Origin of the sequence: Alteromonas lipotrueae, from assembly GCF_019249215.1 — a bacterium.
Classification (GTDB): domain Bacteria; phylum Pseudomonadota; class Gammaproteobacteria; order Enterobacterales; family Alteromonadaceae; genus Alteromonas; species Alteromonas lipotrueae.
Window position 1 is genome coordinate 66,663 of record NZ_JAESDI010000007.1, and the last position, 25,675, is coordinate 92,337.

Annotated in this window: 26 protein-coding genes; 7 read left to right on the plus strand and 19 right to left on the minus strand. The window is 44.7% G+C overall.

From position 1 onward, the window contains the following. Positions 1 to 89: 89 nt before the first annotated feature. The 10 genes from JKP82_RS09550 to JKP82_RS09595 all read right to left on the minus strand — a co-directional run bounded on the left by JKP82_RS09550 (position 90) and on the right by JKP82_RS09595 (position 11,972). Positions 90 to 1,691, minus strand: coding sequence for an AbgT family transporter (locus tag JKP82_RS09550; protein ID WP_220099906.1), 1,602 nt, complete (start codon positions 1,689 to 1,691; stop codon positions 90 to 92). Positions 1,692 to 1,978: 287 nt separating this feature from the next. Continuing rightward, the gene (gene hflC, locus JKP82_RS09555) at positions 1,979 to 2,860 is read right to left on the minus strand and encodes a protease modulator HflC (protein ID WP_013786370.1); all 882 of its coding nucleotides are present in this window, start codon (positions 2,858 to 2,860) and stop codon (positions 1,979 to 1,981) included. A gap of 5 nt (positions 2,861 to 2,865) precedes the next feature. Beyond that, on the minus strand, positions 2,866 to 4,017 hold the full coding sequence (hflK, locus tag JKP82_RS09560; RefSeq protein ID WP_159533725.1) for an FtsH protease activity modulator HflK: 1,152 nt from the start codon (positions 4,015 to 4,017) through the stop codon (positions 2,866 to 2,868). Positions 4,018 to 4,088: 71 nt separating this feature from the next. Next, entirely contained in the window at positions 4,089 to 5,378 is a 1,290-nt protein-coding gene (gene hflX, locus JKP82_RS09565) for a ribosome rescue GTPase HflX (protein ID WP_057795589.1), read from the minus strand. Between the two features lie 17 nt (positions 5,379 to 5,395). After that, positions 5,396 to 5,647, minus strand: a complete 252-nt coding sequence (hfq, locus tag JKP82_RS09570; protein ID WP_013786373.1) for an RNA chaperone Hfq — start codon at positions 5,645 to 5,647, stop codon at positions 5,396 to 5,398. A 77-nt stretch (positions 5,648 to 5,724) separates the two neighbouring features. After that, positions 5,725 to 6,681: a tRNA (adenosine(37)-N6)-dimethylallyltransferase MiaA gene (gene miaA, locus JKP82_RS09575; protein ID WP_159533727.1), complete on the minus strand. Its 957-nt coding sequence runs from the start codon at positions 6,679 to 6,681 to the stop codon at positions 5,725 to 5,727. Then, positions 6,674 to 8,434, minus strand: coding sequence for a DNA mismatch repair endonuclease MutL (gene mutL, locus JKP82_RS09580; protein WP_218396782.1), 1,761 nt, complete (start codon positions 8,432 to 8,434; stop codon positions 6,674 to 6,676). The genes miaA and mutL overlap by 8 nt, the downstream gene beginning before the upstream one ends. Before the next feature lie 35 nt (positions 8,435 to 8,469). Continuing rightward, on the minus strand, positions 8,470 to 9,849 hold the full coding sequence (locus JKP82_RS09585; protein WP_218396784.1) for an N-acetylmuramoyl-L-alanine amidase: 1,380 nt from the start codon (positions 9,847 to 9,849) through the stop codon (positions 8,470 to 8,472). A 65-nt stretch (positions 9,850 to 9,914) separates the two neighbouring features. Then, entirely contained in the window at positions 9,915 to 10,397 is a 483-nt protein-coding gene (gene tsaE, locus JKP82_RS09590) for a tRNA (adenosine(37)-N6)-threonylcarbamoyltransferase complex ATPase subunit type 1 TsaE (RefSeq protein ID WP_159533733.1), read from the minus strand. Between the two features lie 75 nt (positions 10,398 to 10,472). Then, positions 10,473 to 11,972 carry an NAD(P)H-hydrate dehydratase gene (locus JKP82_RS09595; protein ID WP_218396785.1) on the minus strand — a complete coding sequence of 500 codons (1,500 nt, stop codon included), beginning with the start codon at positions 11,970 to 11,972 and terminating at the stop codon, positions 10,473 to 10,475. A gap of 6 nt (positions 11,973 to 11,978) precedes the next feature. Here JKP82_RS09595 and queG point away from each other — a divergent pair, with 6 nt between their 5' ends. Continuing rightward, the gene (gene queG / locus JKP82_RS09600) at positions 11,979 to 13,130 is read left to right on the plus strand and encodes a tRNA epoxyqueuosine(34) reductase QueG (protein ID WP_159533737.1); all 1,152 of its coding nucleotides are present in this window, start codon (positions 11,979 to 11,981) and stop codon (positions 13,128 to 13,130) included. Positions 13,131 to 13,174: 44 nt separating this feature from the next. Here the strand turns inward: queG and JKP82_RS09605 are convergent, their stop codons facing one another. The 3 genes from JKP82_RS09605 to nudC form a co-directional block, all read right to left on the minus strand. Then, positions 13,175 to 13,705 carry a hypothetical protein gene (locus JKP82_RS09605; protein WP_159533739.1) on the minus strand — a complete coding sequence of 177 codons (531 nt, stop codon included), beginning with the start codon at positions 13,703 to 13,705 and terminating at the stop codon, positions 13,175 to 13,177. Positions 13,706 to 13,761: 56 nt separating this feature from the next. Beyond that, positions 13,762 to 14,853 (minus strand): uroporphyrinogen decarboxylase, encoded by a 1,092-nt coding sequence (gene hemE / locus JKP82_RS09610; RefSeq protein ID WP_013786381.1) that lies wholly within the window; start codon positions 14,851 to 14,853, stop codon positions 13,762 to 13,764. A 243-nt stretch (positions 14,854 to 15,096) separates the two neighbouring features. Continuing rightward, entirely contained in the window at positions 15,097 to 15,930 is an 834-nt protein-coding gene (nudC, locus tag JKP82_RS09615) for an NAD(+) diphosphatase (RefSeq protein ID WP_159533741.1), read from the minus strand. A 170-nt stretch (positions 15,931 to 16,100) separates the two neighbouring features. On the opposite strand from nudC, the gene rsd reads away from it, so the two are divergent. The 5 genes from rsd (at position 16,101) to JKP82_RS09640 (ending at position 19,257) form a co-directional block, all read left to right on the plus strand. Next, on the plus strand, positions 16,101 to 16,547 hold the full coding sequence (gene rsd, locus JKP82_RS09620) for a sigma D regulator (protein ID WP_159533743.1): 447 nt from the start codon (positions 16,101 to 16,103) through the stop codon (positions 16,545 to 16,547). A gap of 74 nt (positions 16,548 to 16,621) precedes the next feature. Beyond that, positions 16,622 to 17,095, plus strand: a complete 474-nt coding sequence (locus JKP82_RS09625; protein WP_159533745.1) for a transcriptional repressor — start codon at positions 16,622 to 16,624, stop codon at positions 17,093 to 17,095. Continuing rightward, positions 17,085 to 17,549 carry a chemotaxis protein CheX gene (locus JKP82_RS09630; protein WP_159533747.1) on the plus strand — a complete coding sequence of 155 codons (465 nt, stop codon included), beginning with the start codon at positions 17,085 to 17,087 and terminating at the stop codon, positions 17,547 to 17,549. The genes JKP82_RS09625 and JKP82_RS09630 overlap by 11 nt, the downstream gene beginning before the upstream one ends. Continuing rightward, positions 17,539 to 17,985, plus strand: coding sequence for a secondary thiamine-phosphate synthase enzyme YjbQ (locus tag JKP82_RS09635; protein ID WP_218396787.1), 447 nt, complete (start codon positions 17,539 to 17,541; stop codon positions 17,983 to 17,985). The genes JKP82_RS09630 and JKP82_RS09635 overlap by 11 nt, the downstream gene beginning before the upstream one ends. A gap of 90 nt (positions 17,986 to 18,075) precedes the next feature. Continuing rightward, entirely contained in the window at positions 18,076 to 19,257 is a 1,182-nt protein-coding gene (locus JKP82_RS09640; RefSeq protein WP_159533751.1) for an OmpA family protein, read from the plus strand. A gap of 124 nt (positions 19,258 to 19,381) precedes the next feature. Here the strand turns inward: JKP82_RS09640 and dnaB are convergent, their stop codons facing one another. From dnaB to JKP82_RS09665, 5 genes are all read right to left on the minus strand, one after another. Next, positions 19,382 to 20,767: a replicative DNA helicase gene (gene dnaB, locus JKP82_RS09645; protein WP_013786388.1), complete on the minus strand. Its 1,386-nt coding sequence runs from the start codon at positions 20,765 to 20,767 to the stop codon at positions 19,382 to 19,384. 189 nt (positions 20,768 to 20,956) lie between these two features. Next, positions 20,957 to 21,427: a hypothetical protein gene (locus tag JKP82_RS09650; protein ID WP_218396788.1), complete on the minus strand. Its 471-nt coding sequence runs from the start codon at positions 21,425 to 21,427 to the stop codon at positions 20,957 to 20,959. A 270-nt stretch (positions 21,428 to 21,697) separates the two neighbouring features. After that, a complete protein-coding gene (locus tag JKP82_RS09655) occupies positions 21,698 to 22,678 on the minus strand; it encodes a DUF4097 family beta strand repeat-containing protein (protein ID WP_246604382.1) in 981 nt (326 codons plus the stop codon). An 11-nt stretch (positions 22,679 to 22,689) separates the two neighbouring features. Further along, positions 22,690 to 23,250, minus strand: coding sequence for a hypothetical protein (locus JKP82_RS09660; RefSeq protein WP_218396791.1), 561 nt, complete (start codon positions 23,248 to 23,250; stop codon positions 22,690 to 22,692). Next, positions 23,243 to 23,818: an RNA polymerase sigma factor gene (locus JKP82_RS09665; protein WP_159533759.1), complete on the minus strand. Its 576-nt coding sequence runs from the start codon at positions 23,816 to 23,818 to the stop codon at positions 23,243 to 23,245. Before JKP82_RS09665 ends, JKP82_RS09660 begins: the two co-directional genes overlap by 8 nt. A gap of 132 nt (positions 23,819 to 23,950) precedes the next feature. Between JKP82_RS09665 and JKP82_RS09670 the strand changes: the two genes are divergently transcribed. Then, on the plus strand, positions 23,951 to 24,592 hold the full coding sequence (locus JKP82_RS09670) for an MOSC domain-containing protein (RefSeq protein ID WP_218396793.1): 642 nt from the start codon (positions 23,951 to 23,953) through the stop codon (positions 24,590 to 24,592). Here the strand turns inward: JKP82_RS09670 and JKP82_RS09675 are convergent. Then, positions 24,589 to 25,665: an efflux RND transporter periplasmic adaptor subunit gene (locus JKP82_RS09675; protein ID WP_218396794.1), complete on the minus strand. Its 1,077-nt coding sequence runs from the start codon at positions 25,663 to 25,665 to the stop codon at positions 24,589 to 24,591. The two genes, JKP82_RS09670 and JKP82_RS09675, sit on opposite strands and share 4 nt — an antisense overlap. Positions 25,666 to 25,675 lie beyond the last annotated feature (10 nt).

The following is a 25,675-nucleotide window of genomic DNA, read 5'->3' on the forward strand; positions in this document are numbered from 1 at the left end:
CCACAAATTTAGCACGATTGGCGCAATTAAATTTAGCGATTAAAAAAGGTGGCCTTTGCCACCTTTTTAGTCTTAATATTTTCAACCAGTTAAGGCTGATAGTAGGTGGCTGCACCTGGCCCAACAGGCATACCTAATACAAAGACCCACAGATAAAACAGTATGGTCCAACCCACGATAAATACCATGGAATAAGGCAGCATCATCGCAATCAAGGTGCCCATACCTAGGTCCTTCTTATACCGTGCTGCCATGGCTAAAATAAGCCCGAAGTAACTCATCATTGGCGCAATAACATTCGTTACTGAATCTCCGATACGATACGCCGCCTGAATAACCTCTGGTGAATAGCCAATCAACATCAGCATAGGCACAAAAATAGGGGCAGTTACTGCCCATTGCGCCGAGGCGCTACCTAACGATAAGTTAACCACACCACACATTAAGATGAATAAAATAAACACTGACGGGCCATCTAGGCCAGCCGCTTGAAGAAGCGCTGCGCCTTTAACGGCTAACACTGTGCCCAAGTTAGTCCATTTAAAGAAAGCCACAAACTGCGCAGCAAAGAAGACCAGGGTAATATACAACCCCATTGCGCCCATGCTTTTTGCCATGGCATCAATTACATCACGATCATTTTTCATCGAGCCTGTAACACGGCCATAAACAAAGCCAGGCACGGCAAAAGAAACAAAGATAAAGGCAACTATGCCTTTTAAGAAAGGAGAACCCGCTACCGCGCCGGTTTCAGGGTGACGCAAAATACCGTTTTCAGGCACAATAGTGAGCGCCAAAATACCGCATACCGCTACAAAGGCGATGCCTGCCCAACGAAGCCCTTTCTTCTCAATATCAGAAGGCGCATCCATTGATTGCTTACTTAAATCTACAGAAGCTTCTGATTCGTCGAACTTACCGAGTCGAGGCTCTACGACTTTCTCAGTAACCAAAGCACCCATAGTGGCCACCACAAAGGTACTGATAAACATGAAATACCAGTTAACTTCTGGGCCTACGACATAATCAGGATCAATCATGTGAGCAGCGGCTTCGGTAATACCTGAGAGCAAGGGATCTACCGTGCCAAGCAACAAGTTAGCACTGTAACCTGCGGATACACCGGCGAAGGCGGCGGCAAGACCCGCGAGAGGGTGGCGACCTAACGAATGAAATATCATAGCGGCAAGCGGTATTAACACCACATAGCCAAGCTCTGAGGCGGTATTTGAAATAATACCTGCAAACACGACAGCAAAAGTAACCGTGCGCTTTGAAGCATTCATCACTAATGAACGCATGGTGGCTGACAACAAGCCTGAATGCTCAGCAACCGACACACCAAGCAATGCAACCAACACAGTGCCAAGAGGAGCAAAGCCGGTAAAGTTAGTCACCAAACCAGTAACAATACGCTGCAAGCCTTCCGCGCTCATTAATGAGATGACTTCTATCATGCCATCAGCTTCGCGACCTTTTGCTCCTTCAGGACGAGGGTCAACTACCGCTAAATCGAAATAGCCAAGAATACCGCTTAACACCACGATAAAGCAGGCTAACATCGCGAATAAAGTCACGGGGTGTGGTAGCAAATTTCCAAGAAATTCCACAGTGGCGAGGAATCGGGAGAATAAACCACCCTGTCCGCCCCGATTTTGGGCAGATTTATCTTTTGTATTTTCCGGAATCAAAACATTCCCTCTGTCGTTTTTATTACCCAGTCATTACTCACTAAGCAGCAGTGATATCTGCCATGAAGTTCAATAATGCTGCGTTTTATAATAATAAATTCGCGCTTATTTTAACGTATTTTGAGCAATTTTGGCAGTAGGTGGGTAAATTGAACAATTTAAAACCTTTGTAAATCGCCGAAAAAACTCAGTAAAACCTATAAATTTCAATTAATTATGCACTTTACAGCAGGCACAAAAAAGCCAGTCTAAAGACTGGCTTTTTAACAGAAAAACGATGTTAGGTATTAATTACCTTTAGATGCGTTCATGTAGCGGAAAAAGTCGCTATCAGGCGCGATCACCATCACATCTTGCTTATTATTGAAGCTGGCTTTGTATGCATCCATACTTCTTAAGAAGCTGTAAAAATCAGCATTTTTAGAATAAACATCTGCATAAATTTCTGCTGCTAAGGCATCACCTTCACCTTTAAGCTGACGAGCATTACGTTCAGCATCAGCAAGCATTACCGTTACCTTTGCGTCTATATCAGCGCGGATAACTTCAGCTTGCTCTTGACCTTCTGAACGGTGTTCTCTTGCTACTGCAGCACGCTCAGCACGCATACGTTGGAAGATTGAGTTACTCACTTCCGTAGGTAGGTTGATTTGCTTAACACGTACATCAACAATTTCGATACCAAGCTCATCAGAAGACGTTGAAGCCTGCTCCATTGCTTGGTTCATTAATGCTGAGCGCTCACCAGATACAATCTGTGCAATAGTACGAGTACCAAATTCAGAACGTAATCCGTTATTCACTTTTTGCTTCAATAGCGCTTCAGCTTGCAACTTATTACCACCTGTTGATAGGTAATAACGGGCAAAGTCGTCAATGCGCCATTTCACGTATGAATCAACAATTAAGTCTTTCTTTTCACTGGTAACGAAACGGTCAGGTGTGTCATCCAACGTTTGTACACGTGCGTCTAAGTGACGAACAGAGTCAATGAATGGCAATTTGAAATGAAGACCAGGTTCAAATACTTTTGTATCACCTGTAGCATCATCTCGTTGAACTTTACCAAATTGAATAACAATGGCACGTTCGCCCTCAGTTACTACGAACAAAGAGCCCGAAGCAAGAACCACTAGAAGTACTAATACTGCAATAGCTAAATTCTTCATCATGATTATCTCCCCTCTCTGTAGCTGTCACCACGCACACCAGAGGTGGATGATGAATTACGGCTGTTTTGACCTTCGTCAGCCACTGGCATTTGTAAGCCTTCTAAGGTGCTGCGTGAACGCGGTGTTGAACTGCCTTGCTGGCGTTCCATGATTTTATCTAAAGGAAGATACATCATGTTGTTCCCACCTTTACTATCCACAAGGATTTTGCTGGTATTGCTTAATACCTCTTCCATTGTTTCGATGTAGATACGTTCACGTGTTACTACAGGTGCTCTCTCGTATTGAGGTAGCAACTCTTCAAAGCGAGCAACTTCACCCTGCGCTTCAAGCGTTACACGCTCTTTATATGCCTGCGCTTCTTCGTTCATACGATTAACTTGACCACGAGCGCGAGGCTCAATCTCTCGTGCGTAGGCTTCGGCTTCTCGAATGAAACGCTGTTCATCTTCCTGTGCTGAAATTGCATCATCAAATGCATCTTTCACTTGCTCAGGTGGGCGTGCATCACGGAAGTTCATGTCGATAATCGACACCCCCATGTTGTAAGGTTCAATAATAGCTTGAAGCTCTTCCCAAACACGTTGGCGAGCCACTTCACGACCGTCAGTAAGCACATCATCCATTGTTGAATGGCCTACTACGTAGCGAATCGCACTGTCTAAAGACTGGCTTAAGCTCGTTTCCGGGCTTTCGACAGCAAACGTCCAGCGGTACGGATCTACAACGCGAAATTGCATTTCCATCTGTACGCTAACCACGTTCTCGTCTTCCGTTAGCATAGAGCCTGACGATGATTGGTCGCGAATAGATTGCACATCCACAGGAATAACTCTGTCGATAAACGTTGGTGCCCAACGTAATCCAGGTTCAACTTGCTTAGCGTACTCACCGAAACGTAATACTACGCCTCGCTCAGCTTCACGAATGGTGTAAAAACCGCTTACAGCCCAAATGATCACTACCAAGCCAATTAAAATACCAGCACCGATACCGCCCAAGCTCTTACCCGAGCCACCGCTACCGCCGCCAGACTTTCCGAACTTACCGAATAAGTTCTTGAATACATCATCTAAATCGGGTGGACCTTGATCACGTCCGCCGCGATTTTTCCACGGGTCGTTATTATTGCCACCCGGCTCATTCCAAGCCATGCTGATACTCCATAGATTACAGTTTTATTTTTGAAATTCGCATGCATTGCCGTGCTAAAATTTAGCAGCGGTTAATGTCGCACAACATACTCTGATATTCCGTTTTCTAAACGCTTTTCAAGCCTGTTCCAATCTGCCATTGGCATTCGAACATCTACCACCCAATCACCTTGATTATCGTATTCCTCGCTAGATATACAATTCAATTCAAATAGTACACCACGCAGACTACTTTGTGCTGGGGGTATTTTAAGCGTGTAGTTAACCATACTTTTGCTCAGGCATTCTGTTAACGCTTGCCCCAGCAATTCGGTGCCTTCACCGGTTTGTGCTGATAGCCAAACTCGGGTTGGAACACCTTCCTCGTTTCTTTCAATACGAGGGTTTATGTCATCTAGTTTATCAATCTTATTACATATTAGTAATTGTTGAATCTCGCTGGCGTCTATTTCTTCCAATACCGCGTTCACTTCATCAATGGTTTCGCGATATTTCGCGTCTGCAATATCTACCACATGAAGCAAGAGATCAGCTTCTTGGGTTTCTTGAAGCGTGGCTTTAAATGCCGCCACGAGGTCATGTGGAAGATGCCTAATAAAGCCTACCGTATCGGCTAAAATGGCAGGGCCTACGTCTTTCAAATCTATTTTTCTAAGCGTAGGGTCTAACGTAGCAAACAATTGGTCTGCCGCATACACGTGCGCATCGGTAATAGTATTGAAAAGGGTAGACTTACCAGCATTGGTATAGCCCACTAAGGATACTGTGGGAATTTCAGCACGCTTTCTAGACCTACGTCCTTGTTCGCGCTGTTTTTGTACTTTTTCTAAACGACGAAGAATGGCTTTTATGCGCCCACGGAGTAATCGGCGGTCAGTTTCAAGCTGGGTTTCACCCGGCCCACGCAAACCTATCCCCCCTTTTTGACGCTCTAAGTGAGTCCAACCTCGAATAAGACGGGTAGAGATGTGACGCAGCTGAGCGAGTTCAACCTGAAGCTTACCTTCATGTGTTCTTGCTCTTTGCGCAAATATATCGAGGATCAGCCCCGTTCTATCTAGCACTCTACATTGGCAGACCGCTTCTAAGTTCCGCTCTTGAGAGGGCGACAAACTATGGTTAAAGATAACGACATTAGCGTCGTGCGCTTTAACTGCTGCTGCAATTTCTTCCGCTTTACCCGAACCCACAAAGAATTTAGCTTGGGGTGCACTTCGCGAAGTTGTAATAACTTCTACCGCGTTTACACCCGCAGAAGACACAAGCAATTCGAGCTCAGCTAAATCTTCTTTGCTGTTTTCATCAGTAAAATTAACATGAACTAGTACAGCCTGTTCACCGGCTTCATAACGGTCAAACAAGCGCGTTACCTTTTAATTTATTCAGCTTTAGTATTTTCAGATTCTCCTGTAGCACTCGGCATAGTAATAGCACGAGCGGGAACAACGGTGGAAATAGCGTGCTTATACACCATTTGGCTTACTGTATTTTTAAGTAGAATCACGAACTGATCAAATGATTCAACTTGTCCCTGTAATTTAATGCCGTTTACCAGATAAATAGATACTGGAATACGCTCCTTGCGTAATGCATTTAAGAATGGGTCTTGTAAAGATTGCCCTTTAGCCATTTGATATCCTTAGTTTTTATTATTCGTGGCCCTTACTCACGGCCACTGCACGTCTAATGTATACCACACTCAACTTATTAGAGTGTGACTTTCGCTGTAATTTTAGTCAAATTATCTTTACAAAATGTGTCTAGCCAAGTGAGGTTTTCCCACCCTCTAAGCCACGTAAGCTGACGCTTAGCGAGTTGCCTAGTTGCAATGATGCCCCTTTCGCGCATTTGCTCATAGGACAATTGGCCCTCTAAATATTGCCACATTTGCCTATAGCCAACCGAACGAATTGACGGGAGGTCTTCATGAAGATCGCCCCGTTCAAACAGTCGCTTAACCTCTTGTTCAAATCCATCGCCTAGCATCATGTCGAATCGCTGGGCAATCCGCTCATGTAAGACGCTTCTATCTTTTGGAGCAATAGCAAATTGGCTAATATCGTAGGGGCAAGGACTGCCTTTCTCGTTTTGCCAGTCTGTTAGCGTTTTGCCCGTTCCACGAAATACTTCTAATGCTCTGGTCAATCTTTGAGGGTCGTTAGGGTGAATTCTGTCACCACTAATAGGATCCACTCGGCAAAGCTCGTCGTGCAATTTTTGCCAACCAGAAGCTTCTGCTTCACTGGCGATTTCACTGCGAATCTTTTCATCTGACTTAGGTAGTGGCGAAATTCCATTTATCAAGGCATTAAAGTACATCATTGTTCCCCCCGCCAATATTGGTACCCTATTTCGACCATGAATTTCTTCTATAAGCCTAATCGCATCGTTACAAAACTGTGAGACAGAGTAACTTTGTGCGGGGTCAATAATATCAATAAGGTGGTGGGGAACTAACGATTTCTCGGCAGCCGTGGGTTTCGCCGTTCCTATATCCATTTCAGTGTAGACCAATGCTGAATCAACACTGATAATTTCACAGTCCATTGTTTCAGCTAGCGCCAGTGACAAACCCGTCTTGCCTGACGCTGTTGGCCCCATAATGGAAATAACAGGTAATTGAGACTGATACTGGTTCGATGCAGATTTTATGCCATCAACCATGGTTATTTCCCCATGATGAAAGCAGGCTCTCTAGGGAGCGCACTTTACCAAATCGCTCTATATATTCCCATTGTTTCACGTCGTTTCTCTCATCCAACCAGTGCCATAATTGTTCGCACAACATTTCATCTAAATCTTGGTCGTCAGTTGAAACTAATTGATAGCGTTTATCATCATTTACAACGTCGCTCTCTAACAGCCTTTCAAACCAACGTATCCATGGGAAGTGCCTAGTACCCGCGGGGACTTGCTGCAATCGGTATTTACCCGCCACTTGATTAATTTCAAAGTTAAGAGCGTTAAGTGCCGCAATTTTTTCAGGCTCAACGTGGGCAACTTCAAGCGCCACTGGCATTAACAAAGGTTGTGAATGTTCAGCTGTTTCAAATACATTTTGTAAATACACGTTCGCGAAAGATTTTACGTCCAGCAGGTAAACATTTTCATTATGTACGTAAATTCTACAATATGAGTTTAGTGTAAGATGCTGACTTTGCTCACGACCGCTTGATGCTGGCGTGTCGCTATTTGGCGTCATTAATCGATTAAAGTTAGATTGATAAGCTGCAGTTGGTGCTTTCGATTGCCTATGCCCCGATAAAGCGTTGCCACCTGAGGCCCTCCCCCCTGATTGCGATGACGAGGCCGGAGAATGACTTAAAGGACGTATATAGTCATGACTTTGTTGCGGTGGATTAAATCTCACAGGTTCATCACAGCTTTCAGCTTCACCATGATGGTGAGTTTCACGCTCATTAGTAATTGAGTGCAATGCATCACACACTGTCTTACAAATAAAATCATGTACCAAGCGCCCTTGCTGAAAGCGAACTTCATGCTTTGCCGGGTGTACGTTCACGTCCACGTCTTTTGGATCCAGTGTTAGATAAACAACAAATGAAGGCTGCTCTAGTACACCCCACACACTTTCGTAAGCTTGCCTAATAGCGTGCATAATTAACTTATCTCGCATACCGCGCCCGTTTACGAAGCTAAACTGGCAATCGTTACTGCTACGCAGCATTACTTCGCTGCCTAGCCACGCATTCATGGTAATTCCTTCGTATTCCACATTGATATGCACTGCGTTATCAATAAACTTTTGCCCTACTACAGCGGCAATACGAGGGGCAAGTGAGCCGTGTTTATCGGCAATATAGCGCTTAGTCGTCTTACCGTTGTGTTTCAGAATAAAACTAGCATGGGGATAACTAAGGGCAATGCGCTTCACCACATCTTCAATATGTTGAAACTCCGTTTTTTCGGCGCGCAGAAACTTGCGCCTAGCCGGCGTATTGTAAAAAAGGTCAGCCACATCAATGGTGGTCCCTTTTGGGTGTGCGGCTGGCTGAACATTAACCGCCATTTCCCGGCCTTCACAGTAGGCTTGCCACGCTTCGCTTTGTGATTCGGTTTTTGAGGTTAACGTTAAACGGCTAACTGAACTTATACTAGCAAGGGCCTCGCCCCGAAAGCCTAATGATAAGATGCGCTCTAAATCATCTAATGTTGAAATTTTACTGGTAGCGTGACGGCTAAGCGCAAGCTGCAACTCATCTTTGGCAATGCCTCCGCCGTTATCTTTAAGACGAATGCGTTTATGGCCACCTTTCTCAATATCTATTTCAATTCTATCGGCGCCTGCATCTAGGCTATTTTCTAGTAACTCTTTAACCACTGACGCAGGGCGTTCAACCACTTCCCCTGCGGCAATCTGGTTGGCCAATTGTGGCGATAATAATTGTATAGACAAAAGACACTCGTAGGTAGAAATTGATTAACGTGATGCTAGGTTCTTGGAATAGTTAGTATTTGCCCTATTCTCACCACATCACTATTTAAATTATTGGCAGCTTTTAAGCGGCTAACATTCACATTGTAGCGCTGAGCAAGAAGCGAAAGCGACTCTCCACTTCTTACCGTATGGGTTCGACTATCAGCACGTTCCAGTGCCCATAATGTACCATCTGGGGGGACTTGTTTGAAATAGCGTTTTGCTGCGGTAAACATGGCTTTCGCCAGTTTTTCCCTATGTTTACCCCAGTTAAGGTTTTTCTCTTCTTGCGGGTTAGAAATGAACCCTACTTCAACCAAAATTGATGGAATATCTGGCGCTGTAAGCACAGCAAAGCTGGCCGCTTGAGGTGAACGCTTGTGCAGAGAAGTCACCTGCTTCATTTCCTCAATCACTTTGTTGCCCAAATCATGGCTGGTTGCCATACTGTGGTCCATCGACAGCCCAAGAATAGTTTCCGCTAAATAACGCTCACTCGATTTGTCGCTGATCACTTCTGCGGCACCACCCAGTAATTCAGAGTGACGCTCTGATTTTTCTAGCCAGCGACCTAGTTCTGTATCAGCGCGGCGCATCGATAATACCCACACAGACCCACCTTTGGGTTGTGGTTGGCTAAATGCGTCGGCGTGAATAGATATCAATAAATCGGCTTTTTTCTTGCGAGCCAGCTCAGGACGTTTGTTCGGCGATACGTAGTAATCACCACTGCGAGTCATTATGGCCCGCATACCACGCTCCCCATTAATCATGGCTTCAAGTTTTTTGGCGATGCTTAGCGTAATGTGCTTTTCATACGTTCCGGCAGGCCCTATGGAACCAGGGTCCTCACCGCCATGGCCCGCATCGATGGCCACAATAATATCCCGATTTCGATGGCTACTCGAGCCATCCATTACGACAGAGGAGGTTGAGCTATTTGACGGTGACTTGCTAGATGCGGAAGTATTTGAACTGCTTGAACTCGCAGCTGGCGCACCACTGTCTTTCAAATCAATGACTAGCCTATGCCCGTAGGGTTTAGTGGGCGTCATGGCAAACAAAGACGGCGAGGCCGCACGGTTTAACTCAATTACTACCCGCGCAGAATGTTTATTTTTCGGTGTTGAATAGCGTACCTTGCGCACTAAATCGCCAGACTCAGATTGAAGCGATAACACCTTGCTATCACTCGTATTCGATAAATCGATAACTAAGCGATGTGGGTTTTTAAGGGGGAAGTAGGTGAATTCAGGCGCAGACGACATATCGAGAACAATTCGCGTGTTGTCTGGCGATGGCCAAATTCTTAGCCCATCAATTTGATTTTGGGCTGCATGGACAGTTTGCACTACAACCCAAATGCACATAACCGATAGAATTTTACGTACCATGCTTCGCCTTTATTTTGCTTGTTGCCACAAGCTTATAGTCGTTATTGTTTATCACAGCTCACTATTTATAGCGTTTTACAACCTTGCAATATCTTTGCGCCTTTCACGCTTGTCGCTTCAACACTGAACTGACGACCAGTTGGCACAATATTTATACTAATCACTATATCTGGCGATGCCAAGTATTCAGCGCCATTTTCTGACCATTCTATAAGGGCAATGTTTCCTGTGCCGAAATAATCTCGAATCCCCATGAACTCAAGCTCTTCTGGGTCGGATAAACGATACAGGTCGAAATGATATATTGAGACATTTTCTAATTCGTAAGGTTCCACCAAGGTATACGTCGGACTTTTTACATTTCCGTCATGCCCTAGTGCTTGAATGAAATACCGGCTGAAGGTGGTCTTTCCTGCGCCCAAGTCACCGTTTAAAAATATAATGGCATCTATTGGCTGTTGAGCCGCTACAGCATTCGCCAGATCCTTTGCCATTGCTGACGTATCTTCAGGCGTTGCAGCAAAAAATGAAGAGTGTGGGTAAGACATCTTTTTAACGTTCCACATAATCAAACTAAAAGGCTGATATCGACATTAAGCCCAAACCAGCCTATGCCAACAGATTTACTGATTAATTAATGCACGTACTGCATCAAATAGATCACTGGCTATCATACCACGTTGTCCATAAAGCTGGGCAATATCATCGCCCGCTTTAGCATGGAGCACCACGCCGTACTTAGCGGCAATATCAACACTAAGGCCTTGTGCCATAAGCGCCCCTAATATGCCGCTTAGTACATCACCGCTGCCCGCCGTTGCCATGCCAGGGTTACCATGGCGGCAAACCCATGTTTTCTTTTCGTTGTCGATAAGCGTACCAGCCCCTTTTAAAACACATACCGCATGGTAGCGCTGTGAACATTGTCTGGCGTAATTAAAACGGTCGCTTTCTACATCTTCAACCGACACACCCAGCAGTCGACCTGCCTCTCCCGCGTGAGGGGTCAGCACGCAGTGTTCTAGTGTGAATGCGGTTGACTGTTTGCATAAAAGGTTTAGCGCGTCAGCATCGATGACAATAGGTTTATTCTCACTTTGACAGTGTTTGAGTACAGCAGCGAATACACTTTGTGACCATTCATCTTGACCAAGCCCAGGACCTATCACTACGCATGACGCCCACGCTAGGGCCTCATCTAAATGGCTTGATGTCACCATCAATTCAGGGCGACCTGCGCTTACTTGGATAGTAGAGGCCTCATGGGTATAAACTCGTACCATACCGGCACCACTTCTAAGGGCTGCCTCTCCAGCCAGCCTAATAGCGCCCGCCGTTCCGCGATTTCCGCCCACACACAGCAACCTGCCATAGGTACCTTTATGGCTGTGAACATCGCGAGGCCCCATGCCCTTGAAATGCTCAATATTCAATAAGGTTGCACTGGCTTTCGCTAAAGTTTGAAAAGCTTTACCTATGCCTAAATCAGCGTACACCAGCTTTCCGCAAGACTGTTTACCAGCCCCTGTGACCAAACCAGGCTTTATTCCCACAAAGGTGACAGTGACATCAGCTTGCACACAGCGCCCTAAACTTTGACCTGTGTTCGCGTCTAATCCTGATGGTACGTCGATACTTACCACAGGAGTTGATGATTCGTTGATAGCATCGATAACGTCGGCGAATTCATTGCGAATGTAGCTGTTAATTCCCGTACCTAATAGTGCATCGATTACCACGTCTGCTTTTTCAATCAAGGAATCATCGAAAGGTTTTATATTTCCGCCAGCATCTATCCATTGCTGCTGTGCTTTGCCCGCATCGCCTTCCAAAACACGATCAGGCTCAATGGCGCATACATGTACTTTTTTACCCGCTTTTTTCGCCTTTTGTGCGGTAATGTAACCGTCGCCAGCATTGTTACCTTGACCTAGTAAGACTAAATACACGTCAGAATTTGCGAATAAGCTTTGGCATTGTTCAAATACCGCACCACCGGCGCGTTGCATTAACGTGAACATATCACAGCCAGACTGAGCAGCCGCTTCGGCTTCATTTTCTCTGACCTGATCGGCCCGAAACAGTTTGTATGATAAACTTGAGGTGAGTTGAGTATCTAGCATAAGTACATGTCCACTATTAATTCTATCGACCTAATTCAATTGACCCAAGATATCAAGGCTTGGGGCCGCGCGCTAGGCTTTCAGCAAGTTGGCATTAGCGACATTGATTTACATCAGCATGAAGCCTATTTAACCGAATGGTTAGAGAACGGCTATCACGGTGACATGGCCTTTATGGCTAACCATGGCATGAAACGGGCTCGCCCCGATGAACTTGTGCCGGGCACACTGCGGGTTATTAGTGTGCGAATGAACTATCTCCCTCCAGATGCTTCATTTGCAAAACATTTAAGCCAATCAGACACAGGATATATCAGTCGATATGCACTCGGCCGTGATTATCATAAGGTGCTGCGAAAACGCCTAAAGCAACTAGGTGATAAAATTACCACCGCGCTGAGCAACACGGAATACCGGCCGTTTGTAGATTCAGCGCCTGTTTTAGAGCACGCAATTGCTGAGAAGGCCGGCATAGGCTGGACAGGGAAGCACAGCTTAACCATTAACAAAGAAGCGGGGTCTTGGTTCTTTTTAGGTGAGCTTTTTATCAACTTACCTTTACCCGTTGATTCACCAGTAGAAGAAGGCTGTGGTACATGTACAGCATGTTTAACAATCTGCCCTACTAATGCCATTGTCGCTCCTTATAAAGTGGATGCTCGACGTTGTATTTCCTATCTTACTATTGAATCAGACAAGGATATTCCCGAGGACCTTCGCCCCTTAATGGGAAATCGAATTTATGGTTGTGACGATTGTCAGCTAATTTGCCCGTGGAATCGTTATGCCAATATTACTGAAGAAGAAGACTTTCACCCAAGAAAGGTATTGCATGGGCAAAGCCTAACCACGCTTTTTTCATGGGATGAAGCAACCTTTTTGACCAATACCGAAGGTTCCCCCATTCGCCGAATTGGGTTTGAAAAATGGCAACGTAATATTGCCGTTGCACTGGGCAACGCCAATTATAGTGCACAAACTGTTAACGCCCTTCAGACAAACCTTGGAAAGGTAAGCGATAAAGTGGATCGGCACATTTTGTGGGCGTTAGCACAACAAGAGAATAAGAAAGCAGGCGTAGCGTTCGAAGAGAAGGCCAATAGACAACAAAAAAGATTAACCAGAGCAGTAGAGAAAGGGTTACCAAGAGACGCTTAAGCACGAAGGTACTGGTTAAATAAAGCAGGTTATATTAAAACCTACTAGGTAGTTGCATCGCTGATGAGCACGGACCTAGATGAAAACTTAACACCAACTTGGGTGTTTCCCTCTTCAATATTACTTACTTCAAGCATTTCACCAAATTGCCACCACGACTGGGCTTTCAAGTCGATAAGCATTTGCTCGAAGCCCGCATGACTGCCTAAATATTCCCCAGTAAACTCACATTCGGATTGCGTGCATTGAAACGTATTCAGGGTCAGTTTTTGCCCACTCGGGTGAAACGCTAAAAATTCCGTTATTTCGTTTTGAACCTGAAAGTCTGATAGGCCTTCATTCATAGCAAAATTGTGACTGTTTTCTGGGGTCTGAATGTTTGATTCGCCAGACATTTGAGGGGTGGCTTTAATCACCCTGAGATTGCTACTTGCAGTGGTACGCGAACGCTCCAGCACAGTATTCAAGCGCTCTTTCTCCACGTTGGAACTTGCCAACTTTCCGTGGTAAAAGCCGAACTGATAACCTGTCACGGCAATAAAGAGGATGAGTACAATAACAACCCAGGGTTTCATGATTTCCTTACCAGCTTGTTGGCGAATCGTAGCTACTGATATAGCTACACATATAACTACTTATGATAAGGCGCACTGAGTTCGTGAACTGAATTCACAAACACACCTGCATTTTCTGGTGGTACATCTAAGTGAATACCGTGGCCTAGATTAAATACATGGCCAGAACCTTCGCCATAGCCCGATAAGATAGTGCCCACTTCTTCACGAATTCTTTCTGGTGAGGCATAAAGCATGGAAGGGTCCATATTGCCTTGTAACGCTACTTTGTCGCCAATGCGCGCACGAGCTTCTGCAATATCAATAGTCCAATCAAGGCCGACTGCATCGCAACCAGTAGCAGCAATAGACTCTAACCACATGCCACCGTTCTTGGTAAACAAAGTAACCGGTACTTTTCTGCCATCGGCTTCACGGGTAAGTCCATCAACAATACGCGCCATATATTGCAATGAAAAGTCTTTATAGTCTCGTGGTGACAACACACCGCCCCATGTATCGAAAATCATGACTGATTGTGCACCTGCTGCTATTTGGGCATTCAGGTATTCCGTTACGGAATCGGCCAGTTTCTCTAATAAAGCATGCAATATCGCCGGTTCAGCAAACGCCATTTTTTTGATTTTAGTGAAGGCTTTACTAGAGCCACCTTCTACCATATAGGTAGCAAGTGTCCATGGGCTGCCAGAGAAACCAATTAAAGGCACGTCGCCATTCAGTTCACGGCGGATGGTGCGCACTGCATTCATTACATACTGCAGTTCGCCTTCTGGGTCTGGCAAACCAATTTTATCTACGTCAGCTTTGCAGGTGATCGGTTTTTTGAATCGCGGACCTTCCCCCGTTTCAAAATAGAGCTCTAAGCCCATCGCATCTGGAATCGTTAGGATGTCTGAAAATAAAATAGCAGCATCTAAGGGAAAACGACGAAGAGGCTGTAAGGTAACCTCACAGGCAAGCTCGGCATTTTTGCATAAAGACATAAAGTCGCCAGCAACAGCACGAGTTGCTTTGTATTCAGGTAAATAGCGACCAGCTTGTCGCATCATCCATACAGGCGTGACATCGACAGGTTGCTTTGATAACGCCCGTAGGTAACGATCATTCTTTAAAGCGGGTTTAGCAGCACTGGTAGCTTTTTGCGACATATGTTCACCTGAAATTAGAAAAATAAAACGGCGAAATTATACCAGTATTCATTTCCTTTTGTGCTAAAAAGCTGTCGTAATTTGGCAACTTGCGACACTTATGCCTAATATTGCGACGAACAATACTTGAAAAAGGGGCTTGCACTAATAGTAAGTGTTTGCTACTAATATATACAGCAACGAGAAAGAAGCCCGCAAAGGGACCGTGCTAAACTCATTGAAACCCTGCTTCGGCAGGGTTTTTTATTTGTCTTCTAATTGCGACAGTGTTTTAGCGATGAGCTGGCCTGCAATCGAGAATGGCGGTGGAATAGTTGGCAATGCATCAACGCTAAACCACTGTGCATCATCAATTTCGTTTTCTTGACACCGAATTTCACCACTTTCATACTCAGCAATAAATCCAACCATTATTGAGTGTGGAAATGGCCAAGGCTGGCTATCGATGTAACGTAGGTTCTTTACTTTTACCCCTACTTCTTCGAATACTTCCCGATGGACGGCTTCTTCTAAGCTTTCGCCACTTTCTACAAATCCAGCAAGGGTAGAATACATATTCGCTTCTTTATGCCTGACGCCTTTTGCCAGTAGCAGCTTTTCATTGTTGTGAATTGACACAATAATGCATGGCGATACGCGAGGATAACTTCTGTGATGGCACCGATGGCAATGTACTGCCATTTCCCAATTTACTCTTTCGGTGTGCGAACCACATTGCCCACAGAACTGATGAGTTCTTAAAAAATGGACATATTGCCAAGCGCGACCTATGACTGAAAAACCAATATCTTGTTGCTCGAACAATAATTGCCGTAACGAAACCGACTCCCATTGTTCATCTTCTATCGTTTCAGCGCCAAGATCTACAACAAAGACAGGTTCGTTTCTCTGAGCAGATTCGTGCAATGGAGGGAGTTGATGAACCTCTTCGCGATAATTTTCGAGAAAGGTAAACTCATTGATATGCGCTAAAGGAACGTTTATTTCGCCCTTACGAATGACTATCCGACCTTTGGTAAAAATGATCCACTGCCCGATTTCAGTCTCGATTTCACTGTCACTACGCTTTATCATCATAAAACTGTCATCCACCCATTAAAGATATACAAGGTAAGGTAACATATATTTAATTACGACAACTCAGTGGGTTCAATTTGTGTCGTATAGGCTGAGTGTTATACTAGGTTAAAATGCTGGTAAATAACAGGCGCTGAATTAGAACAAGCGCTGATTGAAAGGATCATGAAATGTTACAGCAGTTAGAGAAGGTAAAAGTAAAATGGGGCGGTAAAAGTGACACTGTCGATAATTGGCTGTTAGCCAGACAGTCACTGCTTGTGTCCTATTGTCACTTAGCCGGTTTAGACCAGCAAGGCGAGTCATTGCCTGAGGCAAATGACATTGCTAATTTTTGTGAAAACCTAATGGATTACCTTTCCGCTGGGCACTTCGAGGTCTTTGATATGTTGGTTGACGATGAGGTAGAAGGAAAAGCGTTAAAACAGCGTCTTTACCCAAAACTTACGCAAACCACCGACTCAGCCCTACAGTTTAATGATAAATTCGCAGAGGCACTTACTATTGAACAAGCTGCTGTTTTTGACAGTGAGCTTGCGAATATTGGTGAAACTCTTGAAGAGCGCTTTGCTTTAGAGGATCAATTAATCGCACACATGTACGCCAATGTAGAGTAAGTAAAGTAGGCGAACATCTGTCATTAATGACGTCATTATCAATATAATTAGTAAAATAGCCACGGTAACAATAAATGAATAAAGCCACGCTTATCCACAAAGCTCGCGCATACTGCGAGCAAAGAGGCGCTAGATTTACCCCTCTTAGAGAGAAAGTGTACGAAATATTAGTCGCTAAGCATGGTCCAATGGGGGCCTATGAATTATTAGATGCGCTAAAAGAGACAGAGTCCGGTGCAAAACCTGCCACCGTATACCGAGCGCTTGATTTTTTACTCGATTTCGGTTTTATTCACCGTCTTGAGTCGACCAATGCATTTGTCGCCTGTTATCATTTTGGTTGTAACCATCCTGTACAGTTTCTTATTTGCGACAGTTGTGGTGACGTTGCAGAGATACAGTCTGAAGGTTTGAAAGAAACATTAGATAGTCAGGCAGAGGCCAATGGCTTCAAAGTATCTAAACAAACAATAGAGGCGCATGGTCTTTGTGCTGATTGTCAACAAACGGAAAATACCGTTGCAAAGGAGCACTCCCATGAATGCTGAGTTCGTTAATCCGTTTATCTCGGGTTTACTCAATGTGTTAGAAACCATGGCGCAAACCAAGCTTACTCCAGGTAAACCTAAGCGTAAGCAAGGTGAAGTAGCTAAAGGTGATGTATCTGGATTAATTGGTATGGTGGGCCCTAACGTACGTGGCTCTATGTCTATTACCTTCGAAGAGTCGTTAGCGCTAACAATTATGGAGCGCATGGTTGGAGAACGCCCTGAAAAACTCGATGCAGAGGTTGGGGATATGGTTGGTGAAGTCACCAACATGATATGCGGAAATGCAAAACGCGACCTTGCAGATCGCGGTTTTGAATTTGGAATGGCGACACCAATTGTTGTGTCTGGTAAGCAGCACACCATTAGCCATCAGGTCAGCGGCGCGAAAATCATCCTTCCATTTATGTGCGATGAAGGATTGGCGCACTTAGAGATCTGCTTTGACAAATAATTCCTGGTACTCTGAAAAAATTACATTACCTGAATTTCCTCGTGGCTTTCATTTAGTAACAGAGTATATAATTAACGCTTTGCCCATGCTGGAAAGTATGGAGGTAGGCCTTCTTCATTTATGGCTGAAACACACCAGTGCTAGCTTAACAATAAATGAAAATGCAGATCCGACTGTTAGGTCGGATATGGAGGCCTTCTTTAACTATAGTGTAAAAGAAAACTTGCCCTTTTTCCGGCATACTTACGAAGGTAGTGATGATATGCCAGCTCACTTGAAATCAAGTTTATTGGGGTGTCAGGTTTCAATACCGGTGGAAAAAGGGAGGCTACAACTTGGTACTTGGCAGGGCATCATGCTAGGCGAGCACCGAGATATTGGCGGCCAACGAACGATTATTGCCACATTACAAGGGCTAGCGACATCGCCTATATAACAAAGCGGCATATTAATTGCTTAGAACAACTAAGCACAAGCTAGAATTATCATAAATCGATAATCACTCAACGTTTAACAGGATGTGACTATGAAAAAACACTTTAAATTAGCGGCGCTTTCGCTTGCCGTACTTTCATCAACTGCCTTTGCACAAGATTCTTCTGAGCCAGAGTACAAAAACTGGTTTGGTATTTCTGGTCTGTATTACAACACTGACGTTGAACGTCCTACTACTGAAGTGCTAGATGACGGTCAAGGCGTATCATTCGAATACGGTTTCCGTTTCACTCAAAGCTGGGCAGCACGTGTTGAATTTACGGCTCTAGAACTAGACTACGTTGGTGGTTCTAGCGATGATGGCGAAATGGTAGGTGTAGATGCACTTTATTTCATGCCTAACGATGCATGGTACTTATTCGGTGGTGTTAAACGCCAATCAGTCGGCGAGTCAACCACACTAGGTAACATCGGTATTGGTAAACACTGGGATATCTCTGAGTCTGTTAAGATTGTTACAGAGATTGCTACTTACCATGACTTTGGTGAAGACTATAACGACTACAGTGTGAAACTTGGTTTAGCTATTCCTTTCGGTAAATCTACACCTTCTGCGCCAAAAGACGCAGACAACGATGGTGTAATCGACAGCCGTGATCAGTGCCCTATGACACCAGCTGGTGTTCGTGTTGACGCAACGGGTTGTAGCGTGGATAACGACAACGATGGCGTACTTAACAGTGTAGATCAGTGCCCTAACACGCCAGCAGGTACTACTGTTGATGCTAAAGGTTGTGCACTTAAAGATGCTGACAACGACGGCGTTGTAGATGCGAAAGACATGTGCCCAGACACAGCTGCTGGCGTTAAAGTTGACGCTAAAGGTTGTACAGTATTTGACGAAGAAACGGTAGAAATTACACTACGCGTTCTTTTCGACAATGAAAGTTCTGTTGTTAAAGCACCTCGTGACCCAGAAATCTCTGAATTCGCTGAATTCATGAAGCAGTACACTAACACTACTGCAGTAATTGAAGGTCACACTTCTGCACCAGGTTCTGAAGCATACAACATGGATCTTTCTGAAGACCGTGCTGCATCTTTCAAAGAAGTAATGGTAGACATGTACGATATCGATGCTAGCCGTTTAGAAACTGTTGGTTACGGTGAGACTCGTTTACTAGATACAGCTAAAAATGCCGAAGCACATCGTGTTAACCGTCGCATCTCTGTGACTGTTAAAGATACTGTTAAGGTTCCTGAAGAGAAGTAAGCTTCTTTCAGACACAAAAAAAGGCGCCTAATGGCGCCTTTTTTATTGCTTTTTTCTTTTCTTTTCTTTTCTTTTCAACAATTAACCTTGTTGCCATTCATCGACAGCAAACGTTTATACTTGGTTAATATTCGTCAGGCATTGCTGGGCCGGCATAATTGTCAAAACGAGAGAACTGGCCTTGGAACGTAAGGCGACTGGTTCCGATAGGACCATTACGCTGTTTACCTATAATAATCTCTGCTACGCCTTTCTCTTCACTGTTCTCATGATAAACCTCATCACGATAGATAAACATAATAAGGTCGGCATCCTGCTCGATAGAGCCAGATTCACGCAAGTCTGAGTTTACTGGGCGTTTATCTGCTCGTTGCTCTAGACTTCGGTTAAGCTGCGATAGGGCAACTACTGGCACTTCTAATTCTTTTGCTAATGCTTTGAGTGAGCGAGAAATTTCAGCAATTTCCAAGGTTCTGTTGTCACTTAGTGAGGGCACACGCATAAGTTGAAGGTAATCAATCATGATCAAGCTTATACCACCACGTTCGCGAGCGAGTTTACGCGCACGGCTTCTCACATCCATGGGCGTAAGGCCAGATGAATCATCAACAAATAATCTGTCTTTGTCTTTGAGCATCGCCATGGTGTTAGAGATACGCGCCCAATCTTCGTCATCTAACTGAGCGGTACGAATTTTGGTTTGATCCACTCGACTAAGTGACGCCAGCATACGCATCATGATTTGTTCAGAGGGCATCTCTAAACTAAACACTAAAACCGGCTTTTCCTCGGACATCATGGCATTTTCAACCAAGTTCATCGCAAAGGTGGTTTTACCCATTGAGGGACGCGCCGCAACAATAATAAGGTCTGAGGGCTGTAAACCACTGGTCTTTTTATCTAAGTCCGTGAAACCTGTAGTAACACCGGTTACTTCTTTGTTGGTTTTAACCAAGACTTCAAGACGGTCAATGGTCTTACCTAAAACCGCTTCTACATCACGGGGGCCTTCATTTTCGCCGGTGCGACGCTCTGCTATTTCAAATACTTTGCTTTCCGCTAAGTCGAGAATATCAGCGCTGTCACGACCCTCGGGGTTATATCCAACTTCTGCGATTTCATGGGCTACACCGATAAGCTCACGTGTAATTGCACGTTCACTGATAATTTGCGCATATGACACCACATTCGCAGAACTTGGCGTATTTTTTGCGAGCTCTCCGAGATAAGCAAAGCCACCTGCATTTTCAAGTTCATCGTGCTTTTCAAGCTCTTCAGAAACCGTGATGAGGTCGACCGGTGCGCTTCTGTTTAATAAACGAGTTATGGCGCTATATATGGTTTGATGCGAGCGGTTGTAAAAATCGGTATCGGTAACAAGTTCCGCTACTTTGTCCCAACTTTCTGGATCAATAAGCATACTGCCAAGAACAGACTGTTCTGCCTCAATACTATGAGGGGGAACTTTCAACTTCTCTACATTATTATCGCCTTTTGGAGGGGATACCACTTACACTACCTACTCTGTTTACTTGAAGCACGGCTCACTATTATGCGCTTTTGCGCAACGTTGAACAATGGAGGAAGGGATCATAAATGAAGGTTAACAAAAATTATTAACGACTAGCGAAATCCTAACGTTTGTGAAGCGCTTGTCTTGTAAGGGCTCTTCCAACAACTTCACCCCAAGATGGTTATCTTAGAGCGTTTTTTCAATGCGAAAAAAGGTGCCGTCAAAAACGGTATAAGCAACATTATGCTCTTGAAACAGCAGCACTGAGCCTAACGCCTGCGGGCCATTTGCACAAGAAAGCTCGACCTGCGAGATTTTCCCCTCGTCGAAACCTAACGCATTTCCCTCTATTTTAAAACTAGCGGCTATTTCGTCAGAATCAATTTTCTTCTCGGTATACTCGGGTAATTCACATGCCTGCTGATTTAAATGTGCACCATCTGAATGGTAAACCAACGAACTACCTAACACGTCGTTAGCTTCTGTAGCGCTGTGTGCTGAGATACCTGGCTGGTAAACTTGGGTTACCACCCATGTGCCTTCAAAGAAAGCAGGATCTTGTACTGCGCACCCTAATGTTAATACGCTAATGCTTATTGCACCGGCTATCAAACCGTGAAAGCGCCAAAAGCGTTTTAAATGGCTAAGAATATTCAAAGCTCTTTCCCTAATTATTGATAATTTAGCGCTATTTGCGGATATCGACGTTGCTATTTTGACGTGGGGAGATTCGTTACGTTCACTAGCGTGGGGTAAATAGACACAAAACTGCGGCAGGCAGATCAATTGCGTATTAATTATGCGCAATATGGATTAGCACCCTGTCGCAATCTGGTACTAATCTGCCTTAACTTAATTTATATATGGGGGCGTTAGTGCTTATTTCAAGCAAAAACGCCAATGCTTTGCTTCCCTCGGCTGCTGTTGCTACTGAGTATCTAAGGTAATACGCCCATTTACCGTTGAGATATCAACACTCGCAGAACCACCATTATTGATAAATCGCAGCCAGCTGCTGGGGCCGTATTTTGGTTTTTTAACCGCATCGCTACTAACGTTATTAATAATCTTGCCACCTGCATGGGTCTCAATATCAAATTGTGCAGATACTTTAGGTTGAAGATTAAAACGTAACTCTCCGCCTACTGAACTGGCTTTCAGTCGCCCGTTTTCATTTAAATGCAGGCGCGCATTCGTGGTACCATTCACGGTGGTCACACTAAGAGAGTCTATCTTCTCTAGGGTTAAATCTATGCCACCATTAACCGTTTCCACAGCTACGTCAGGACTGGATGTACTTAACCTTAGGTCACCATTAACGGCAACGAAAGACACACCTTCCTTACCTGAATGAACGGCTTCTACATCGCCATTTACCGTTTCAATATCCAGTTTTCCTTTAACATTATTTAACACAATGTCACCGTTTACCGACTCTACTTTAACCCGATTTCCAATGTCGGTTAGGTCTACATCTCCGTTTACCACTTCAACATTAACACTTTGGATAATGTCGTTTATTTGCACATCAGCATTAATCGCGGTGTAGTTAACGTCGCTGGATTTGGGCACAAAAATAATCAGGTCATCGCCTTCATCTTTGTTTTTCCACCAGTGCTTGCCGCTACGCTCCACTTCAACATGAATAACGATAACATTGCCACGTTGTTCGAATATAAACTCATCGGTGTTTTCACCCAGTTCACCGGTAACGTGTACTTGAGGTTTATCCCAACCTCTAATTTCAGCGTCACCGTTGACGTGCTCTATATCAATTTTAACGTTATTTGGGGCATCAAGTACGCGGTCTATTTTCTCGCCCGCATGCGCAGTAAACGCCAACATTGTGCTACTTAAAAGTACACCATGAAAAAGTACACTAGCTAAGGTTTTGCGAATGATAGTCATAATAAAACTCCTTAAATTTGTTGCCATTTGGGCGCGTGCACTCGCTCAATTAATGTGATTTGCTGTTGATATACGTGTTTTAACATCTTTAATAGTGCTCGATTATTTGGATCATCTTTTAATGCTGCTTTTATCACGCCAGCAGCATCGTCTAATTCTTTTAATTGCGCCTGCCAGTTTTCACTTAATTCTGGCGCACTGTCGTAACTTGCTAGCAAGGATGTCATCTGATCATCTTGCTGCTCACTTAGTGCATCAACTAACGCATAGCCTGCGAGCTTAGGTTGTTCACCACTTGTTTCATCCGTGGTAAAAGCTGGCGAGAAAAACCATATAACACTGACTAGCATCGCACTCGCTGCCATCGCCAACCAAGGTTTGGTAGATAAGCGAGCAATTGTGCCGCGCTTGTCTTGGCCTGAGGGCTCGTTATTTAGCCCATTTTCATCGGCTTTGCCGCTTACTTGGCTGTGTAGTGACAATTCAATACCGCGCCATAAATCTCTTTCAGGCTCACGAGTTTTAGGTAGGCGTTGAATCTCAGCCTTTAAGGCGTTATCAAACTTATTCATCTTCACACCCCATCCAGGTTTTTAGCAGTTGTTTAGCGCGGTGAAACTGCGCTTTGCTGGTGCCTACTGCCATGTCTAACATTTGTGCAATTTCTTCATGCCTATAGCCTTCAATAGCGTGCAGTACGAAGACCATTCGTGCTCTTTGTGGCAATCTAACCACTAATGCTTCTAAATCGACTTGGCTACTGTCTGCCTCTGCTGGCATCTCCATCGCTGGACTGGTTTCAATATTAAACATACGCTGCACCCAATTGCGCTGTTTGCGCAAATACGACACGGTCACATTGGCTGATACACTATGTAACCAAGTTGAAAACTGGCTTTGTCCGTCAAATCTGTCTAACTTTGACCATAACTGAATAAATACTTCTTGTGTGGCGTCTTCGGCGAGACCACGGTCGCCTGTTAAACGGAAGCACAGCGCGTACACTCGCCCGACATGGTTATGATACAAGGTTTTGTAGGCCACTTTATCACCCTGCTTAGCCGCGAGGAGAACCGCGGCTTCGTGCTGGCTTTCATCATCGTTAGTCAAGTTGGTAACCTTTGCTAAAGTGCGCTCCATGACAATCTCATTTTTTTTTCGTAAACCGATTTTTTCAACATTTTTGGCTTACCTTCTTGTTATTCTTAAAAGGTTAGTCGTACCCTATGTGATAAAGGTTTAAATTAGCAATAACTTATTTTTGGAGTTTGTATGTCCTCACCCTTGAAAGTTGATGCTTTATTCGCAGGTCAGCCCCAACCACTTGGCCCTCGTGGTGCCCCGAGTAGTATTGTAAAAAGCGCGGTTTCACAGCTAACCGTTCATCTTGATTGTACCGATGAAGATCAACAATCAAACAAGAAACTTCATGGTGGGCCTGAAAAGGTTTTGCATCAATTTAGCCCCCTTCATTACTTCACGCTGCGCAAACATTTCCCAGAGGGTGTGTTTGAACCCGGTAGTATTGGGGAAAATATCAGTGTGGATGGTATGGACGATGCCACGGTTTATATCGGAGACGTATGGAAGTTTGGTGAGGTTGTGCTGCAAGTGAGTGCACCGCGAGCACCATGCAGTAAAATATCCCAGCGTTTCAATATTCAAAACCTAGACAGATTTGTAGGCGAGCGAGGGATAACAGGTTGGTATTACCGCGTGCTTGAAACCGGTGCAATTAACGTCGGTGACTCAGTAACCTTGGTTAACAGAGAGGACGACACCGTTAATGTGCAAACACTCATGCGCTGTGCGCACACAAAAACCGATGTCGAATTAGCGACCAACTTGGCTAACTTAACCATTATTGATGATGAATGGCGGGATAAATGCGCACGCATAAGCCGAAAAGGCTAGTTGCGCGCTGTCAGGCTATCCCCCTCCCACTCGTGACGCACTTTTTGTCCTTGTTTTAAACGCTCGGCCCCGCGAATGACAACTAATTGAGTGGGGTCTACTTCACCAAATACTTCAATTCTACTCCCCATACCTATACCGGTTTCTACTTTAACTTGCTGAGCCTCATTGTCTTGATTGAGCTGGTAAATGTAAGTACCGGATTTTCTTAAAACGAGTGCATCTCTAGGAATAGTCACGCCACCATGCTCCTCACTACTCGGCACCGCCACCCTTACCGCACTTCCAATTGGAAAGTCTCCAGGTTTAAGCGCGATACGCATTTCCATCATGCGAGAATTTTCATTGCCCACAGGGACAATAGCCCGCACCGACTCCATTACCCCGTGGGTTTTACTTAGCACATTAACCTGCATGCCACTCTCGATAAAGGGTAATACGGAGAGCGGCGCCCTCACCTGCACCTCGATATTATTGGGATTTACCACCCGAATCAGTGTTTGACCAATACTCGTGTATTCCCCTGGGGTTTGTATGCGGTCAACCACCAAGGCGTTAAATGGCGCTTTTACACTACTTTGTCGAATGTGATATTCAGTTAAATTTTTTGCCAGTGTGGCTTGCTCTAGCTCCTGACGTGCATTTTCTAAATCAGCCACTACGGTTTCCAATTCTCCTCGCGACGTGTTTTTACTGGCTTCCAAATTTTCGTAACGTGCCAAGCGCTTTTCGAACAAGGTAACCTGAGCGCGCCACCTTGCAATATTAGATTGATTTTGACTGAGCGTGATTTGCAATCGGGTATCATCAATTTTTGCTAAAGCCTCACCCGCTGCGACACTATCTCCTACATTCGCCATCCACGTGATTCGGCCATCAACCTCAGAGGCGACATCTGAATCAGTTCGACTCATTACGGTACCAGGCACCCAAGTTAATGCGGTTATCGCCTCTTCTCTAGCTTCATCAACTTGAACCAACATCGCAGGAGGCACTTGCTCCGCTTCTTGTGCAATAAGGTTCAGCGACAAGCAACACACGCTAATGCCTACGAGGGCTATTTTAATGTTCATAGTGGTTGCA

Excerpts from the sequence above, each read along its gene's own strand:
- hflC (WP_013786370.1), bottom strand. The coding sequence starts at position 2,860 with ATGAAGAATTTAGCTATTGCAGTATTAGTACTTCTAGTGGTTCTTGCT.
- hflK (WP_159533725.1), bottom strand. The coding sequence starts at position 4,017 with ATGGCTTGGAATGAGCCGGGTGGCAATAATAACGACCCGTGGAAAAAT.
- hfq (WP_013786373.1), bottom strand. The coding sequence starts at position 5,647 with ATGGCTAAAGGGCAATCTTTACAAGACCCATTCTTAAATGCATTACGC.
- miaA (WP_159533727.1), bottom strand. The coding sequence starts at position 6,681 with ATGGTTGATGGCATAAAATCTGCATCGAACCAGTATCAGTCTCAATTA.
- JKP82_RS09585 (WP_218396784.1), bottom strand. The coding sequence starts at position 9,849 with ATGGTACGTAAAATTCTATCGGTTATGTGCATTTGGGTTGTAGTGCAA.
- tsaE (WP_159533733.1), bottom strand. The coding sequence starts at position 10,397 with ATGTCTTACCCACACTCTTCATTTTTTGCTGCAACGCCTGAAGATACG.
- JKP82_RS09595 (WP_218396785.1), bottom strand. The coding sequence starts at position 11,972 with ATGCTAGATACTCAACTCACCTCAAGTTTATCATACAAACTGTTTCGG.
- queG (WP_159533737.1), top strand. The coding sequence starts at position 11,979 with ATGTCCACTATTAATTCTATCGACCTAATTCAATTGACCCAAGATATC.
- JKP82_RS09605 (WP_159533739.1), bottom strand. The coding sequence starts at position 13,705 with ATGAAACCCTGGGTTGTTATTGTACTCATCCTCTTTATTGCCGTGACA.
- hemE (WP_013786381.1), bottom strand. The coding sequence starts at position 14,853 with ATGTCGCAAAAAGCTACCAGTGCTGCTAAACCCGCTTTAAAGAATGAT.
- nudC (WP_159533741.1), bottom strand. The coding sequence starts at position 15,930 with ATGATGATAAAGCGTAGTGACAGTGAAATCGAGACTGAAATCGGGCAG.
- rsd (WP_159533743.1), top strand. The coding sequence starts at position 16,101 with ATGTTACAGCAGTTAGAGAAGGTAAAAGTAAAATGGGGCGGTAAAAGT.
- JKP82_RS09625 (WP_159533745.1), top strand. The coding sequence starts at position 16,622 with ATGAATAAAGCCACGCTTATCCACAAAGCTCGCGCATACTGCGAGCAA.
- JKP82_RS09630 (WP_159533747.1), top strand. The coding sequence starts at position 17,085 with ATGAATGCTGAGTTCGTTAATCCGTTTATCTCGGGTTTACTCAATGTG.
- JKP82_RS09640 (WP_159533751.1), top strand. The coding sequence starts at position 18,076 with ATGAAAAAACACTTTAAATTAGCGGCGCTTTCGCTTGCCGTACTTTCA.
- JKP82_RS09655 (WP_246604382.1), bottom strand. The coding sequence starts at position 22,678 with ATGACTATCATTCGCAAAACCTTAGCTAGTGTACTTTTTCATGGTGTA.
- JKP82_RS09660 (WP_218396791.1), bottom strand. The coding sequence starts at position 23,250 with ATGAATAAGTTTGATAACGCCTTAAAGGCTGAGATTCAACGCCTACCT.
- JKP82_RS09665 (WP_159533759.1), bottom strand. The coding sequence starts at position 23,818 with ATGGAGCGCACTTTAGCAAAGGTTACCAACTTGACTAACGATGATGAA.
- JKP82_RS09670 (WP_218396793.1), top strand. The coding sequence starts at position 23,951 with ATGTCCTCACCCTTGAAAGTTGATGCTTTATTCGCAGGTCAGCCCCAA.
- JKP82_RS09675 (WP_218396794.1), bottom strand. The coding sequence starts at position 25,665 with ATGAACATTAAAATAGCCCTCGTAGGCATTAGCGTGTGTTGCTTGTCG.